At 59.4% G+C, this 16,969-nt stretch carries 14 protein-coding genes; 12 read left to right on the plus strand and 2 right to left on the minus strand.

The window, feature by feature from the left end; genetic code table 11:
• The first annotated feature begins 4 nt into the window (after positions 1-4).
• The 3 genes from pepN to D8U69_RS04690 all read left to right on the plus strand — a co-directional run bounded on the left by pepN (position 5) and on the right by D8U69_RS04690 (position 6,863).
• Positions 5-2,662, plus strand: coding sequence for an aminopeptidase N (gene pepN / locus D8U69_RS04675; RefSeq protein WP_130906780.1), 2,658 nt, complete (start codon positions 5-7; stop codon positions 2,660-2,662).
• Between the two features lie 735 nt (positions 2,663-3,397).
• Complete coding sequence (locus tag D8U69_RS04685; RefSeq protein WP_130906781.1) at positions 3,398-4,450, plus strand: YCF48-related protein; 1,053 nt, start codon at positions 3,398-3,400, stop codon at positions 4,448-4,450.
• Positions 4,451-4,478: 28 nt separating this feature from the next.
• Entirely contained in the window at positions 4,479-6,863 is a 2,385-nt protein-coding gene (locus D8U69_RS04690; RefSeq protein ID WP_130906782.1) for an RND family transporter, read from the plus strand.
• A 171-nt stretch (positions 6,864-7,034) separates the two neighbouring features.
• Here D8U69_RS04690 and D8U69_RS04700 read toward each other — a convergent pair whose 3' ends face one another.
• The gene (locus D8U69_RS04700) at positions 7,035-7,754 is read right to left on the minus strand and encodes a FadR/GntR family transcriptional regulator (protein WP_056855538.1); all 720 of its coding nucleotides are present in this window, start codon (positions 7,752-7,754) and stop codon (positions 7,035-7,037) included.
• A gap of 197 nt (positions 7,755-7,951) precedes the next feature.
• Entirely contained in the window at positions 7,952-9,688 is a 1,737-nt protein-coding gene (locus tag D8U69_RS04705) for an IlvD/Edd family dehydratase (protein ID WP_075945160.1), read from the minus strand.
• A 193-nt stretch (positions 9,689-9,881) separates the two neighbouring features.
• Here D8U69_RS04705 and D8U69_RS04710 point away from each other — a divergent pair, with 193 nt between their 5' ends.
• From D8U69_RS04710 to D8U69_RS04745, 9 genes are all read left to right on the plus strand, one after another.
• The gene (locus D8U69_RS04710) at positions 9,882-11,204 is read left to right on the plus strand and encodes an MFS transporter (RefSeq protein WP_130906784.1); all 1,323 of its coding nucleotides are present in this window, start codon (positions 9,882-9,884) and stop codon (positions 11,202-11,204) included.
• A 152-nt stretch (positions 11,205-11,356) separates the two neighbouring features.
• A complete protein-coding gene (araD1, locus tag D8U69_RS04715; RefSeq protein WP_130906785.1) occupies positions 11,357-12,349 on the plus strand; it encodes an AraD1 family protein in 993 nt (330 codons plus the stop codon).
• Positions 12,350-12,359: 10 nt separating this feature from the next.
• Complete coding sequence (locus tag D8U69_RS04720) at positions 12,360-13,940, plus strand: aldehyde dehydrogenase (NADP(+)) (RefSeq protein ID WP_130906786.1); 1,581 nt, start codon at positions 12,360-12,362, stop codon at positions 13,938-13,940.
• 130 nt (positions 13,941-14,070) lie between these two features.
• Positions 14,071-14,409, plus strand: coding sequence for a DUF5629 family protein (locus D8U69_RS04725; protein WP_056855533.1), 339 nt, complete (start codon positions 14,071-14,073; stop codon positions 14,407-14,409).
• Positions 14,402-15,571 carry a lactonase family protein gene (locus D8U69_RS04730; protein ID WP_130906787.1) on the plus strand — a complete coding sequence of 390 codons (1,170 nt, stop codon included), beginning with the start codon at positions 14,402-14,404 and terminating at the stop codon, positions 15,569-15,571. The genes D8U69_RS04725 and D8U69_RS04730 overlap by 8 nt, the downstream gene beginning before the upstream one ends.
• A 155-nt stretch (positions 15,572-15,726) precedes the next feature.
• Positions 15,727-15,906 (plus strand): hypothetical protein, encoded by a 180-nt coding sequence (locus D8U69_RS04735; protein ID WP_019650041.1) that lies wholly within the window; start codon positions 15,727-15,729, stop codon positions 15,904-15,906.
• Positions 15,907-16,114: 208 nt separating this feature from the next.
• The gene (locus D8U69_RS29930; protein ID WP_256590244.1) at positions 16,115-16,240 is read left to right on the plus strand and encodes a hypothetical protein; all 126 of its coding nucleotides are present in this window, start codon (positions 16,115-16,117) and stop codon (positions 16,238-16,240) included.
• 115 nt (positions 16,241-16,355) lie between these two features.
• Complete coding sequence (locus D8U69_RS04740) at positions 16,356-16,568, plus strand: hypothetical protein (protein WP_056855531.1); 213 nt, start codon at positions 16,356-16,358, stop codon at positions 16,566-16,568.
• Positions 16,565-16,822 (plus strand): hypothetical protein, encoded by a 258-nt coding sequence (locus D8U69_RS04745; RefSeq protein WP_130905664.1) that lies wholly within the window; start codon positions 16,565-16,567, stop codon positions 16,820-16,822. Before D8U69_RS04740 ends, D8U69_RS04745 begins: the two co-directional genes overlap by 4 nt.
• Positions 16,823-16,969: the final 147 nt, after the last annotated feature.

A 16,969-nucleotide genomic window follows, 5' to 3' on the forward strand; every position in this document is an offset into this window, starting at 1 on the left:
CAGCATGCGCACCGAACAACCGAAGATGATCTACCTCAAGGACTATCAGGCCCCTGAGTACCTGATTGATGAAACACACCTGACCTTCGAGTTGTTCGAGGACCACAGCCTGGTCCACGCGCAACTGGTGATGCGCCGCAACCCCGAACGCGGTCCGGGCCTGCCGCCGCTGGTGCTGGATGGCCAGCAACTGGAACTGCTATCGGTCACGCTGGCCGATCAGGAGCTTACAGCGGCGCAATATCAACTGACCGACAATCACCTGACCCTGCACCCGACCAGCGCTACCTTCACGGTCGATACCAGCGTCAAGATCCATCCCGAAACCAATACCGCGCTGGAAGGCCTGTACAAGTCCGGCACGATGTTCTGCACCCAGTGCGAAGCCGAAGGTTTCCGCAAGATCACCTATTACCTCGACCGCCCGGACGTGATGAGCAAGTTCACCACCACCGTGGTCGCCGAGCAGCACAGCTATCCGGTGCTGCTGTCCAACGGCAATCCGATTGCCAGCGGCCCCGGCGAAGATGGCCGGCACTGGGCGACCTGGGAAGACCCGTTCATGAAGCCTGCGTACCTGTTCGCGTTGGTGGCCGGTGATTTGTGGTGCGTCGAAGACACCTTCACCACCATGACCGAGCGCACCGTGGCGCTGCGCATTTATGTCGAGCCGGAAAACATCGACAAATGCCAGCACGCCATGAACAGCCTGAAGAAGTCCATGCGCTGGGACGAAGAGGTCTACGGTCGCGAGTACGATCTGGACATCTTCATGATCGTCGCGGTCAACGATTTCAACATGGGCGCGATGGAGAACAAGGGCCTCAACATCTTCAACTCCAGCGCCGTGCTGGCCCGCGCCGAAACCGCCACCGACGCCGCGCACCAGCGGGTCGAAGCGATCGTCGCCCACGAATATTTCCACAACTGGTCGGGCAACCGCGTGACCTGCCGCGATTGGTTCCAGTTGTCGCTCAAGGAAGGCTTTACCGTATTCCGCGATTCGCATTTCTCCGCCGACATGAACTCGGCGACGGTCAAGCGCATCCAGGACGTGGCGTACCTGCGTACCCACCAGTTCGCCGAAGACGCCGGCCCCATGGCTCACGCCGTGCGCCCGGACAGCTTCATCGAGATTTCCAACTTCTATACCCTGACCGTGTACGAAAAGGGTTCGGAAGTGGTCGGCATGATCCATACCTTGCTTGGCGCCGAAGGCTTCCGTAAAGGCAGCGACCTGTACTTTGAGCGCCACGACGGCCAGGCCGTGACCTGCGACGACTTCATCAAGGCCATGGAAGACGCCAACGGCGTGGACCTGACCCAGTTCAAGCGCTGGTACAGCCAGGCGGGCACGCCACGACTGGCAGTGAGCGAGTCCTACGACGCTGCAGCAAAAACCTACAGCCTGACCTTCCGCCAGAGCTGCCCGCAGACTCCGGACAAGGTCGAAAAACTGCCGTTCGTGATCCCGGTGGAGCTCGGTCTGCTGGACAGCAAGGGTGCTGAAATAGCCCTGCGTCTGGCTGGTGAAGCGTCGGCGCAAGGCACCTCGCGGGTGATCTCGGTGACCGAAGCCGAGCAGACATTCACCTTCGTCGACATCGCCGAACAGCCGCTGCCATCGCTGCTGCGCGGCTTTTCGGCCCCGGTGAAACTGAGCTTCCCGTACAGCCGCGATCAGCTGATGTTCCTCATGCAGCACGACAGCGACGGTTTCAACCGCTGGGATGCCGGCCAGCAATTGTCGGTGCAGGTGCTGCAGGAATTGATCGCCCAGCAACAGAAGGGCGAAGCGCTGGTGCTGGATCAGCGTCTGGTTTCGGCTTTGCGTACGGTGCTGTCCGATGAGTCGCTGGATCAGGCGATGGTCGCCGAAATGCTTTCGCTGCCAAGCGAAGCTTATTTGGCCGAAATCAGTGAAGTGGCCGATGTGGACGCCATCCACACCGCCCGCGAGTTTGCCCGCAAGCAGTTGGCGGATGCGCTGTTCGAGGCCTTGTGGCTGCGTTATCAAGCCAACCGCGACTTGTCCAAGCAAACCCCGTATGTGGCCGAAGCCGAACATTTCGCCCGCCGTGCCTTGCAGAACATCGCGCTGTCGTACCTGATGCTCAGCGGCAAGCCAGAAGTATTGGCCGCGACACTGGAGCAGTTCGCCGCGTGCGACAACATGACCGAACGCCTGACCGCCCTCGCGGTGTTGGTCAACTCGCCCTTCGAAGAGCAAAAAGCCAAGGCACTGGCGAGCTTCGCCGAGCACTTCAAGGACAATCCGTTGGTCATGGATCAGTGGTTCAGTGTCCAGGCCGGCAGTACGTTGCCGGGCGGGCTGGAGCGGGTCAAGGCATTGATGCAGCACCCGGCGTTCAACATCAAGAACCCGAACAAGGTGCGGGCGTTGATCGGTGCGTTTGCCGGGCAGAACCTGATCAATTTCCATGCGGCGGATGGTTCCGGGTATCGCTTCCTGGCGGATCTGGTGATCGAGTTGAACGGCTTCAATCCGCAGATTGCTTCTCGCCAGTTGGCGCCTTTGACTCGCTGGCGCAAGTATGACGATGCGCGTCAGGCGTTGATGAAGGGCGAGCTGGAGCGGATTTTGAATTCGGGGCAGTTGTCCAGTGATGTGTTTGAGGTGGTGAGCAAGAGTTTGGCTTGATGTTGGATCTTGACCTTGGCGGCCTTCGGGCCGACCAGGTTCTGGGTTGTTTTTTGTGTATATCCGTTGCTTCGGTAACGGCCACTTATGGTTTCGCCCTTACGGCGACTCACTTTTTTACAAGCGCCTAAAAAAGTAAGCAAAAAACGCTCGCCCCTGACGTACGGCCCCTCGCTGGGGCTCGGGGTACCTTCGCTCCGGCATTCATCCGGGGGCATCGCCTCCGGTCTGCTTCGCGACGACCTCCTCTCGATGTGTGCGGCTGCGCCGCACGGCGCTGCGCGCCCACCCCCGGATGAACGCCTCCACTCAGCCTGCCGATGGGGCGGGTGAATCAAGATCAAAAGCTGCAGGCGAGCTAACGCTCGGCCTGTTGAGTGGTTAGAAGCAACGGCGGTTGTATGGCGTTCTGCTCTTGCTCTTGCTCTTGCTCTTCTGTGGCAGCTGGCTTGCCAGCGATGACGGCCTGCCAGCCGACCACTTTCTACCAGATGCCCCCCAATCACCCCACCTGATACCCCACCATTCAGAAAAAACAACCACCCCTGCGGTTAACAAAACATAACGTGCCGTCGATTGTCAGCCCTTCGAAAACACCGATAGGATAAGCCAGCTTCCGAAGGGGCTCTGGATTGCGGGTTTCAGGTCTATGCTCTGAAACAGGTAATCCCGGTCAGCACCCTTGCGGCGCCCAGAAAGGTTGAATGACCTAACAATAATAATGGGGGAAGGTCTATGAGTGAGCCTGTCATGGGTGTGGGTATCTGCCGCCCGCTGGCATTACGCAAATTCGCGTTGCTGGCTACAGCGCTCTCGCTGTTGGGCTCTGCCATGCTGTCAGCACCTGTGCTGGCCGCGGCTGCGCCGGCATCCGACGTTGTTTATTCCATTGAATCGGCCAAGGCCAGCAAAAGCCTGATGCTCGATGTCGTCCACGCTGGCAAGCGCCTGGTGGCAGTCGGGGATCGTGGGCATATTCTGTATTCTGATGACCAGGGTGCTACCTGGATGCAAGCCAAGGTCCCGACCCGGGCATTGCTGACCTCGGTGTTTTTCGTCGATGACCAGCACGGCTGGGCGGTCGGCCATGATGCACAGATCCTCGCCAGCGAGGACGGCGGTGTCACCTGGACCAAGCAATTCGAAGACCTCAAGCGTGAGTCGCCATTGCTCGACGTCTGGTTCCGCGACGTCAACAGCGGCTTTGCCGTGGGCGCTTACGGCGCATTGCTGGAAACCAGCGATGGCGGCAAGCACTGGGAAGACGTCAGTGATCGCCTGGACAACGAAGACCAGTTCCACCTCAACGCCATCGCCGCCGTCAAGGATTCCGGTCTGTTCATCGTCGGTGAGCAGGGCAGCATGTTCCGCTCCGCCGACTGGGGCCAGACCTGGGAAAAACTTGAAGGCCCTTACGAAGGCTCGCTGTTTGGTGTGATCGGCACCGCGCAACCTTCTACCCTCTTGGCGTATGGCCTGCGTGGCAATCTGTATCGCTCGACCGATTTCGGTAGCAACTGGGAACAGATCGAGTTGAAGGCTGAGCGCGGCGATCTGGAGTTCGGTCTGTCCGGCGGCACGCTGCTCGAAGACGGCTCCATCGTGATTGTCGGTAACGGCGGTTCGGTGATTCGCAGCAGCGACGATGGTGAAACCTTCAAAGTGGTCAACCGCGCGGATCGTATTTCCGTCTCGGCGGTCACGGCGGCAGGCAATGGCAATCTGGTTCTGGCAGGACAGGGTGGCGTTCGCGTCACTTCGCCGAACGGCACCGAGTCGGGCAAATGAGCCAGGTTAATAATAAGAAGGCGCAGCTATGACTTCCTTGAGTACTCATCACCAGGAAAAGGCGACACTCCTTGAGCGCCTGATCTTCAACAACCGCCCGGCAGTGATCATCATCTGCCTGTTGGTCAGTATTTTCCTGTTCTGGCAGGCGACGCTGATTCGTCCGTCCACCAGTTTCGAAAAAATGATCCCGCTCGAGCACCCCTTCATCCAGAAGATGATGGAGCATCGCAACGATCTGGCGAACCTGGGCAACACCGTGCGGATCTCGGTGGAAGCCACCGATGGCGACATCTTCTCCAAGGAATACATGGAGACCCTGCGCCAGATCAACGACGAAGTGTTCTACATTTCCGGCGTTGACCGTTCCGGCCTCAAGTCGCTGTGGAGTCCGAGCGTACGCTGGACCGAAGTGACTGAGGAGGGCTTTGCCGGGGGTGAAGTGATCCCGCAGAGCTATAACGGCTCCCAGGCCAGCCTCGACATGCTGCGCAACAACGTCCTCAAGTCCGGGCAGGTCGGTCGCCTGGTGGCCAACGACTTCAAGTCGAGCATCGTCGACATCCCGTTGCTGGAGGCCTATCCGGACCCGCAGGACCAGGGCAAGTTGCTGGCCCTGGACTATCGCAAGTTCTCCCATGAGCTTGAAGACAAGATCCGCAACAAGTTCGAAGCGCAGAACCCCAACATCAAGATCCACATCGTCGGTTTCGCCAAGAAGGTCGGTGACCTGATCGATGGCCTGGTGATGGTGGTGATGTTCTTCGGGGTCGCGTTTGTCATTACCCTGATCCTGCTCTACTGGTTCACCAACTGCATGCGCAGTACCGTGGCGGTGTTGAGTACGACGCTGGTGGCGGTGGTCTGGCAATTGGGCCTGATGCACTTCTTCGGTTTCGGTCTTGATCCCTATTCGATGCTGGTGCCGTTCCTGATCTTCGCCATCGGTATTTCCCACGGCGTGCAGAAAATCAACGGCATCGCCCTGCAATCCAGTGAGGCGGACAACGCCCTGACCGCAGCGCGCCGGACTTTCCGCCAGCTGTTCCTGCCCGGGATGATCGCGATCCTCGCCGATGCCGTGGGCTTCATCACGCTGCTGATCATTGATATCGGCGTGATTCGCGAGCTGGCCATCGGTGCTTCCATCGGTGTGGCGGTGATCGTGTTCACCAACCTGATCCTGTTGCCGGTAGCGATTTCCTATGTCGGCATCAGCAAGCGCGCAGTTGCGCGCAGCAAGAAAGATGCGACTCGCGAACATCCGTTCTGGCGCTTGCTGTCGAACTTCGCCAGCCCGAAAGTCGCGCCAGTATCCATCGCGCTGGCACTGATCGCGTTCGGCGGCGGCCTCTGGTACAGCCAGAACCTGAAAATCGGTGACCTCGACCAGGGTGCGCCGGAGCTGCGTCCGGACTCGCGCTACAACAAGGACAACAACTTCATCATCAACAACTATTCCACCAGCTCTGACGTGTTGGTGGTGATGGTCAAGACCAAGTCCGAAGGCTGCTCACGCTACGAAGCCATGGCGCCGATCGACGAGCTGATGTGGAAGATGCAGAACACCGAGGGCGTGCAGTCGGCGATTTCCCTGGTGACCGTGTCCAAGCAAATGATCAAGGGCATGAACGAAGGCAACCTGAAGTGGGAAACCCTGTCGCGCAACCCGGACGTGCTGAACAACTCGATTGCCCGGGCCGATGGCCTGTACAACAACAGTTGCTCGCTGGCACCGGTGCTGGTGTTCCTCAACGATCACAAGGCTGAAACCCTGGATCGCGCGGTCCACGCCGTGCAGGACTTCGCCAAGGAACACAACACCGAGAACCTGGAGTTCATCCTGGCTGCCGGTAACGCCGGGATCGAGGCTGCCACCAACGAAGTGATCAAGAAGTCCGAGTTGACCATCCTGATCCTGGTATACATCTGCGTAGCGGTCATGTGCATGATCACCTTCCGTTCCTGGGCGGCGACCTTGTGCATCGTGCTGCCGCTGGTGCTGACCTCGGTGCTCGGCAACGCCCTGATGGCATTCATGGGCATCGGCGTGAAAGTGGCGACCCTGCCAGTGGTGGCGCTCGGGGTGGGGATTGGTGTGGACTACGGCATCTACATCTACAGCCGTCTGGAAAGTTTCCTGCGTGCCGGTCTGCCGTTGCAGGAAGCCTATTACCAGACTCTGAAATCCACCGGTAAAGCCGTATTGTTCACCGGCCTGTGCCTGGCCATCGGCGTGTGCACCTGGATCTTCTCGGCTATCAAGTTCCAGGCCGACATGGGTTTGATGCTGACCTTCATGTTGCTGTGGAACATGTTCGGTGCGCTGTGGCTGTTGCCGGCACTGGCGCGATTCCTGATCAAACCGGAGAAACTGGCAGGGCAGAAGGGCAATTCGTTGTTCGCTCACTGATTCACGCTGCAATGAAAAAGCCGCAACCCTGGTTGCGGCTTTTTTGCATCTGAAGATCGACACACTTCCTGTGGGAGCTGGCTTGCCAGCGATTGCGGTTTAACATTGAACGATGATGTAACTGATAAGCCGCCATCGCTGGCAAGCCAGCTCCCACAGGGATAGTGGTGGTCAGGTGGGATCGCTACCCAGCACGACATTCAACGCACTGCGCGCATCATCCAGCTGCACCAGCGTCGCATGCCGCGCACCCAGGGCGTCGCGGTTTTCGATGGCGGTGAGAATCGCCTTGTGCCGTGGCAACGCCAGTTCATGCAGGTTCGGGCGTTGGTTGGAATGCTTCAAGGCCTCGGCGATGGCCACCGACAGCATGTTGCACAGGTTGGCCAGCAAGTCGTTGTGGGTAGCGTCAGCGATGCGACTGTGGAAATCCAGGTCCGGTTGCAGCAAGGCTTCAGGCGTCGGCGCGGTTTCCATGCGTTGGTAGGCTTCGCCGATCGCGGCGATGTCGTCGTCGGTGGCGAACTGCGCGGCGAGGGCGGCGGCCGCCGGTTCGATGATGCTGCGTACACTGGTCAACAGATTGAAGAATTCATTTTGCGGGCTGCTTTGCATCAGCCAGTGCAATACGTCAGGGTCGAGCATGTGCCATTCCCGACGCGGTTTGACCACGGTGCCCACTCGCGGGCGGGAGTACACCAGACCCTTGGCAACCAGCACCCGTGTGGCTTCACGCAGGACTGGCCGACTGACCGCATATTCTTCACACAGCAACGCCTCTGCGGGCAGTTTGTCGTCTGGCAGGAAGCGTCCGGAGACGATCTGCATGCCCAATTCCTGGACGATACGCGAGTGCATGCTTTTGCGGTCGGAGGGTTTGCGGTAATCCATGGGGAGTGGCGCGGTCCTGTGCGTGGAGGTGCTGCGCATGATAGCAGGCACGACACACTCTTGAGGCGGATTGATCGTTCCCACGCTCCGCGTGGGAATGCAGCCAGGGACGCTCTGCGTCCCAAGTCAACAGCCGAACGCGGAGCGTCCGTTGAGTCATTCCCACGCGGAGCGTGGGAACGATCGGTGGAGAGGGGTCAGTGAGAATGACGCGGCACTTCGGCTCCGCGGCAGCCGACCAGGAAGTCGAAGTCGCAGCCTTGATCAGCCTGCAACACATGGTCGATGTACAGCTGACGGTAACCGCCTACCAGCAATTGCTGCGGTGGTTGCAGGTCGGCCATGCGTGCGGCCAGTTCCGCATCCGGGATGTCCAGGTGCAGCCGGCCGCTGGCGCAGTCGAGCTCGATCCAGTCGCCTTCTTTTACCGTCGCCAACGGACCGCCCGCAGCGGCTTCAGGGGCAACGTGAAGGACCACGGTGCCATACGCGGTGCCACTCATGCGCGCATCGGAAATGCGCACCATGTCGGTCACGCCCTGAGCCAGCAACTTGGCCGGCAAGCCCATGTTGCCGACTTCAGCCATGCCCGGATAACCCTTCGGCCCGCAGTTCTTCATGACCAGAATCGAGTTGGCATCCACGTCCAGCTCCGGGTCGTTGATCCGCGCCTTGTACATGTCGAAGTTCTCGAACACCACGGCGCGTCCACGATGCTGCATCAATTCAGGCGTCGCGGCGGACGGCTTGAGTACCGCGCCCAGTGGCGCCAGGTTGCCGCGCAGCACGCAGATACCGCCGTCGGCGCGGATCGGGTTGTCGAGGGTGCGAATCACTTCGTCTTCGCCATAGATCGGCGCATCCTTGGTGTTCTCGCCAATGGACTTGCCGTTCACGGTCAAAGCATTCGGGTTGGGGATCAGGTTGGCCTCGCCGAGGCGACGCAGTACCGCAGGCAGACCGCCGGCGTAGTAGAACTCTTCCATCAGGAAGCGCCCGGACGGTTGCAGGTCGACGATGGTCGGCATGCCGCGACCGATGCGGGTCCAGTCGTCCAGATCCAGTTCCACGCCGATGCGCCCGGCGATGGCTTTCAAATGGATCACCGCGTTGGTCGAGCCACCAATGGCCGCGTTCACACGAATAGCGTTTTCGAAGGCTTCCTTGGTCAGGATCTTCGACAGTTTCAGGTCTTCGCGGACCATCTCCACCGCGCGCATGCCGGACATGTGCGCCAGCACATAACGGCGTGCATCCACGGCCGGAATCGCGGCGTTGTGGGGCAGGGAAGTACCGAGGGCTTCCGCCATGCAGGCCATGGTCGAAGCGGTGCCCATGGTGTTGCAGGTGCCGGCCGAGCGGGACATGCCGCCCTCGGCTGCAAGGAAGTCATCGATGGTGATGGTGCCAGCCTTGACCTGTTCGCTGAGCTGCCAGACCACGGTGCCCGAACCGATGTCCTTGCCCTTGTGTTTGCCGTTGAGCATCGGCCCGCCGGTGACGACGATGGCCGGCACGTCACAACTGGCGGCGCCCATCAGTAATGCAGGGGTAGTCTTGTCGCAACCGGTCAACAGCACCACACCGTCAATCGGGTTGCCGCGAATCGCTTCTTCAACGTCCATGCTCGCCAGATTGCGGGTGAGCATGGCGGTCGGGCGCAGGTTGGATTCGCCGTTGGAGAACACCGGGAATTCCACCGGGAAGCCCCCGGCCTCGATCACCCCGCGTTTGACGTGTTCCGCGATCTGGCGGAAATGCGCGTTGCATGGGGTCAGTTCCGACCAGGTATTGCAGATGCCGATGATCGGCTTGCCGTGGAACTGGTGGTCGGCGATGCCCTGATTCTTCATCCAGCTGCGGTACATGAAGCCGTTCTTGTCGGCGGTGCCAAACCATTGGGCGGAGCGCAGGGTGGGTTTCTTATCAGACATGATCGATTCTCTTATTGTATGACTATATTGTTCGAGCTGAGGCGTAACATAAGCTCAAATTCGCCGCTTTGGAAGTGTTGTTGAGTAAATAGTATTACTATATAGTCATTTTCAGCGGAGGGATGGTCCTGGCGATTTGTCGCGAGAGGCGTCCCCCGAGGTTCTATAAAAACAACAATCGGAGACCGATCTCATGAGCCAGGAACTGCGGCTTATTCGTCGCATCACGCTGAAACTGATTCCCTTCCTGATCCTGCTGTACCTGATCGCCTATGTGGATCGCTCCGCAGTGGGCTTCGCCAAATTGCACATGGGCGCCGACATCGGACTGGGCGACGCGGCCTACGGTCTCGGTGCAGGGCTGTTCTTCATTGGTTACTTCCTGCTGGAAATCCCCAGCAACCTGATGCTCGACCGCTTCGGCGCGCGGCGCTGGTTTGCGCGGATCATGGTCACCTGGGGTGCAATCACCATTGGCATGGCGTTCGTCCAAGGGCCGAACAGCTTCTACGTCATGCGGTTTTTGCTCGGTGCCGCCGAAGCGGGTTTCTTCCCTGGCGTTCTGTACTACATCACCCAGTGGTTCCCGGTTCGCCATCGCGGCAAGATCCTCGGGCTGTTCATCCTGTCCCAACCCATTGCCATGATGATCACAGGTCCCGTGTCCGGCGGCTTGTTGGGCATGGACGGTGTGCTTGGGCTGCACGGCTGGCAGTGGCTGTTCATCGTTATCGGCGCCCCGGCGATCCTGCTGACCTGGCCCGTGTTGCGCTGGTTGCCTGACGGCCCTCAGCAAGTGAAGTGGATGGACCAGGCGGAAAAGGACTGGCTGACCGGCGAACTGAAAAAAGACCTCGAAGCGTACGGCCAGACCCGTCATGGCAACCCTTTGCATGCCCTCAAGGACAAGCGCGTGTTGTTGTTGGCGCTGTTCTACCTGCCGGTGACCTTGAGCATTTATGGCCTCGGTTTGTGGTTGCCGACGTTGATCAAGCAGTTCGGCGGCAGCGATCTGGTGACCGGGTTCGTGTCATCGGTGCCGTACATTTTCGGGATCATCAGCTTGTTGATCATTCCACGCAGTTCCGACCGATTGAATGATCGCTACGGCCATCTGGCGGTGCTCTATGTACTGGGCGCCATCGGCCTGTTCCTCAGTGCCTGGCTGTCGGTGCCAGTGCTGCAACTGGCAGCACTGTGCCTGGTGGCGTTCGCGCTGTTCTCCTGTACGGCGGTGTTCTGGACCTTGCCGGGCCGGTTCTTCGCCGGGGCCAGTGCGGCGGCGGGGATTGCGCTGATCAACTCGGTGGGCAACCTCGGCGGTTACATCGGCCCGTTCGTCATTGGTGCGCTCAAGGAATACACCGGCAACCTGGCTTCCGGCCTGTATTTCCTGTCGTGCGTGATGGTGTTCGGGTTGATCTTGACTGGCGTGGTTTACCGCTTGCTGGAGCGCAAGCATGTGCTGCCGGCGGATGAGTTTGCGGCCAGTGCACGTGGCGCGACCCGTACCTGACACAAAACCGGAAATCACCACCATCCCTGTGGGAGCGGGCTTGCCCGCGATAGCAATTGATCTGGCACATCAATGTTGAATGTGCAGCCGTCATCGCGGGTAAGCCCGCTCCCACAGGGAACTGAAGTGTTTGGAATAACAGGAGAAATTTCATGCGTTTGGTTCAATTCGAATTAAGTAACGGCGAACGCCGCGTTGGTGTGGTCGAGGATGGCCTGGTGTGCGAAGTGCAAGACGCCCGCACCGTTCGCGACCTGGCCCTGGCGGCTATCGAGGCAGGCGTTGGCCTTGAGCAACAAGTACAAGCCTTGGGCCTGGGGATCAGCCACGATTACGCGCAACTGCTGACACAACTGCGCATCCTGCCACCGCTGGATCACCCGGACCCTGCGCACATGCTGGTCAGCGGCACCGGCCTGACCCACTTGGGCAGCGCCTCGGCCCGGGACAAGATGCACCAGCAGGCCGGTGACGAAGCGGCGATGACCGACACCATGCGCATTTTCAAGTGGGGCGTGGAGGGCGGTAAACCCGCCGCAGGTCAGGCGGGTGTACAACCGGAATGGTTCTACAAGGGCGACGGCAGCATCGTTGTGCGTCCCGGCCAGCCATTCCCGTTGCCGCCGTTTGCCGAAGACGCCGGTGAGGAACCGGAACTCAGCGGCCTGTATGTCATCGGCCATGACGGCAAACCGTATCGCCTCGGTTTCGCCGTGGGCAACGAATTCTCCGATCACGTCATGGAGCGCAAGAATTACCTTTATCTGGCCCACTCGAAACTGCGCAGTTGCAGTTATGGTCCGGAGTTGCGGGTCGGTGAATTGCCCCAGCATCTGGCCGGCACCAGCCGAATTCTGCGCGACGGCGAAGTCCTGTGGCAGAACGAGTTCCTCAGCGGCGAAGCCAACATGTGCCATAGCCTGGCGAACCTTGAGTTCCACCATTTCAAATACAGCCAATTCCTGCGCCCGGGGGATGTGCACATTCACTTCTTCGGCACTGCAACGCTGTCGTTTGCCGATGGCGTGCGCACGCAACCGGGGGATGTGTTCGAGATCAGCCAGGCTGAATTCGGCGCGCCGCTGATCAATGGCATCGCACCGGTTGCAGCAGCGTTCGAGCCCGGCACCGTTGGCACACTTTGAGGAATATTGAATGTCCCTGATTCTTGGTCACAACTACATCGGCGGCCAGCGCAGCGCGTTGGGTAGCGTCAAGCTGCAGAGCGTCGACGCCGAAACCGGCGAGGCATTGCCCCATGATTTCATCCAGGCCACGCCGGAGGAAGTCGATACCGCCGCCAAGGCTGCCGATGCCGCGTTCCCGGCTTATCGCAGCTTGAGCGCAGAGCGGCGCGCGCAGTTTCTGGACGCGATTGCCTCTGAGCTGGATGCGCTGGGTGATGATTTCGTCTCTCTGGTTTGCCGCGAAACGGCACTGCCGGCAGGGCGGATCATCGGCGAACGGGGCCGCACCAGTGGGCAGATGCGTCTGTTCGCCAACGTGCTGCGTCGCGGCGATTTCTACGGTGCGCGTATCGACAAGGCACTGCCGGACCGTCAACCGCTGCCGCGTCCCGACCTGCGCCAGTACCGTATCGGTCTCGGCCCGGTGGCGGTATTCGGCGCCAGTAATTTTCCCTTGGCGTTCTCGACTGCCGGTGGCGACACCGCGTCGGCATTGGCTGCCGGTTGCCCGGTGGTGTTCAAGGCCCACAGTGGCCACATGGCAACGGCCGAGCACGTCGCTGACGCGATCATCCGGGCGGCGGAAAAAACCTCGATGCCGGCCGGTGTGTTCAACATGATTTATGGCGGTGGGGTCGGCGAAGCGCTGGTCAAGCATCCGGCGATTCAGGCGGTGGGCTTTACCGGGTCGCTCAAGGGCGGTCGGGCATTGTGCGATATGGCCGCGGCGCGCCCTCAACCGATTCCGGTGTTCGCCGAAATGTCGAGCATCAACCCGGTGATCCTCCTGCCCGAGGCGTTGCAGGTGCGTACCGAGACCATTGCCCGTGAGCTGGCGGCCTCGGTAGTGCAAGGTTGCGGCCAGTTCTGCACCAATCCGGGGTTGGTGATCGGTATTCGCTCGCCTCAGTTCAGCGCGTTTCAAAAACTGCTGGCCGATGTGATGGCGGATCAACCGGCGCAAACCATGCTCAATGCCGGGACGCTGGCCAGCTACGGCAAAGGCCTGCAAAAGCTCCTCGATCATCCGGGCATCGAGCAACTGGCGGGTCAACCGCAGCAGGGACGCCGGGCGCAACCCCAGTTGTTCAAGGCTGATGTCAGTTTGTTGATCAACGGCGATGAAGTACTGCAGGAGGAAGTGTTCGGGCCGACCACCGTCGTCGTCGAAGTGGCGGATCAAGCGCAGCTGAGCGCTGCGTTGAACGGCCTGCACGGTCAACTGACAGCGACCATCATCGGCGAACAGGCGGACTTCCAGCAGTTCAGCGAACTGACGGCGTTGCTGGAACTGAAGGTCGGTCGAATCCTGCTCAATGGCTATCCGACCGGGGTCGAAGTGTGTGATTCGATGGTCCATGGCGGGCCGTATCCGGCGACCTCGGATGCCCGCGGCACGTCGGTGGGCACCCTGGCGATCGATCGTTTCCTGCGCCCGGTATGTTTCCAGAACTACCCGGACAACCTGCTGCCGGATGCCCTGAAAAATGCCAATCCGTTGCGCATTCAGCGGCTGGTGGATGGCAAGCCATCGCGCGAGGCCATCTAACGACCGGGTTCCCTGTGGGAGCGAGCTTGCTCGCGATGACGGTGTATCAGTCAACGCAATTGTTGGCTGACATACCGTCATCGCGGGCAAGCCCGCTCCCTCAGGTTTGTGTGGAACAATCATCAAGTGCATGAGCTATCATTGCGTTTTTCCCATTCAAAGATCGACTGCCATGACAGCTGCAACCGACACCTTGCTCAACGCCCTCGAACACTGCGGGATGGTGGAAATCGATGGGCTGCATGCCTTCGAATTCGCCCTCGATGAGGACGACAATCTGCACATCGAATGCATGGATGGACGCAATGCGTTGCACTGGGAGTTCACCCCGGCGCAGATCCAGGCCGCGACGTTCGACGCCACACTGCAAAGCTGGCTGATCAGCGATAACAACGGCGAACACCGACTGGTGTGCCTCGGCGATGTCGTCAGTGGCGACAACGACGACGATGAACCTGCGGATGAATAAGCTGTGGCCACTGTTAATCGCCGGCAGCATGGGCGCGATGGGCGTTCAGGCAACGTGGGCCGATGATTATCAATTGCTCGTGGGTTCGTACACCGGTGGGCAGAGCCAAGGCATTTACCGGCTCAATTTTGACAGCGCAACCGGGCAGATCGCCGCCAGACCCTTGCAAGTCATTCAAAGCGAAAACCCGTCGTGGCTGACCCTTTCCAAGGATCAGCGGCACCTGTTTGTGGTCAACGAAAACGGCCCGGGCCAGAAAGATCCGGTTGGGCGTGTCAGCAGCTACTCGATTGACCCGAAAAGCCAGGCACTGAGCCTGATCAATCAGGTGCAGAGCCTGGGCAATGAGCCGACGCATTCGAGCCTGAGCAACGATGCCAGCCATTTGTTCGTCAGCAATTATTCGGTGGCCGAAGACCCGGGCGGGACCCTGGCGGTGTTGCCGATCGGCGCTGATGGCGCGCTCAAGCCCGTGGTGCAGATGAGCAGTCACCCGGCCAGTCGGGTCAATGCCGAGCGGCAGATGTCAGCGCACGTGCATTCGACGGTTCCATCGCCCGATGGCAAGTTCGTGTTCTCCAATGACCTGGGTGCGGACAAGGTTTTTGTCTACCGTTTCGACCCAAAGGCCAATCCGCAACTGCCGTTGACCCCGGCCACGCCAGCCTTCGTCCAGTTACCGCCCGGTAGCGGTCCGCGGCATCTGCTGTTCAGCGCCGATGGCAACCACGCTTGGTTGACCATGGAAATGAGCGCCCAGCTCGCCGTGTTCGACTACCGCGATGGCAAGCTTGAACAAACGCAGCTCGTTGAGCTGGCAGCCGGTCAGCCGGTTACCGACAAAGCCGCTGCTGCGCTGCACAGCTCGGCCGACGGCAAATTCCTCTACGTCAGTAACCGTGGCACCGCCAATCAGTTGCTGGTGTTCGCCATCGACCCGGCGACCGGCCATCTCAAGGAGCTGCAACGCCGAGCGGTGGAGGGCGATCATCCGCGTGAATTCAGCCTCGATCCAAGCGGCAAGTTCGTGCTGATCGCCAACCAGAAAAGTAACCAGATTGTCGTCATCGAACGCGACGCCAACACCGGTTTGCTGGGCAAGACCGTACAAAAACTGCCGATGGACGCCCCGAGCGACCTCAGGTTTTTGCTGCGACAATAGGCCGCAGGCCCCGGTTTGCGGGGCCTGCGTCTTTCTATCAATGAGGCTGATATGTGGTAATGCTACAAAGCATTTCAAGGCCTCGTTCTTCGAGGGTTAAGTTTGCTTCACGGCCCCACCGGGCATGCAAGCCAACTGACTTCGAGGAATACAGCATGAACTTCAATCTCTTCTCCGTAATCGCCGCGTCCGCCATCTCTGCCACCGTGGCTCTGCCAGCCAGCGCCAACGTTGAAATCAGCGACAAAAAATCCCACACCCAGAGCTACACCCAGAAATACTTGCAACAAAGCGCTAACTTCTACGCCGCGCTGGATCACAAAACCCAGCACTGAAATTTCCTTTCTGCTGCCTTTATGCAGGAGCGAAGTCACTTGCCGATCGAGGGTCAACCACTCGAAAAGCGCTGAAGTGATGTCGCTCCTGCATAACGCATTTACGACAGCATCAAATTGCCATCAAGGTATCGCTTGATATCATCTGGCCAGCGGTTTAAATTTGGCGCGAATTTATTGACTCCTTCCCAAGAAAAGGATCGACAATATGGCGATGCGTCTGGCCGTGGTTTTGCTGTTTCTCTATTCGACCCCGATTCTGTCAGCGGCAGAGCCGATTTCCGGCGAGCCTGACGCGGCCCGCGAGCGCATGATCAGTTTTATTGAAGACTGAGATAGTCTGGCTTAATGATCAACGAAGTTGATATCTGGTATAGACGAGACTCGTTGGTTCTTGGGGCTGTTTTGATTGAATCTGTGGACTCTGAAACATGTCCACGGAGCTCATCATGGCCCACGCAATCATCACTTCCGCCAAACGCGGCGCCTATGTGGCTATCGGTCTTTACCTGGTCATGGTGCTGGTTGTCAGTCTTTCGCCGCAGTCACAACAAACCTACGAAGCGCCGATTCAGGTCGCCCATCCTGGTATCCAGTTTGAACACCGCGCCCAACAGGCGATGGTCGATCAGGCTGACCTCGCAGGAGTCGGCGGAGCATGAACAGATGCAAACTCCTGGTCATCGCCTTCCTGGCTTTCATCACCAATGGATTTTCCTTGCTGGGGATCGGGCAAGGTTCGATAGGTGGTGTAGCGCGGGCCATCGAAGCTAACCACAACATTGCGCGCAATATCGAGATCGCCAAGGGCATGGGCCTGCTGGCCGGTAATCCGCCAGTCGAACCTGAGAGCAGTTTTTTCGGGCCGTTCCAGGTCGATTGCTCGGTGATCGGAATGTGCGAAGTATTGGCCTGATTCCTTGAAACACCACCGTCCTTGTAGGAGCAAGGCTTGCCCGCGATGTTTTTTTGCGTCCTTGACGGCCCCATCGCGGGCAAGCCTTGCTCCTACAGGTATCGGTTACTTCTTCATGATTGAAGTGAAGAGGTCTGACTCCAGAAA

Origin of the sequence: Pseudomonas sp. Sample_16, assembly GCF_004307665.1 — a bacterium.
In the GTDB taxonomy this organism is placed as follows: Bacteria; Pseudomonadota; Gammaproteobacteria; order Pseudomonadales; family Pseudomonadaceae; genus Aquipseudomonas.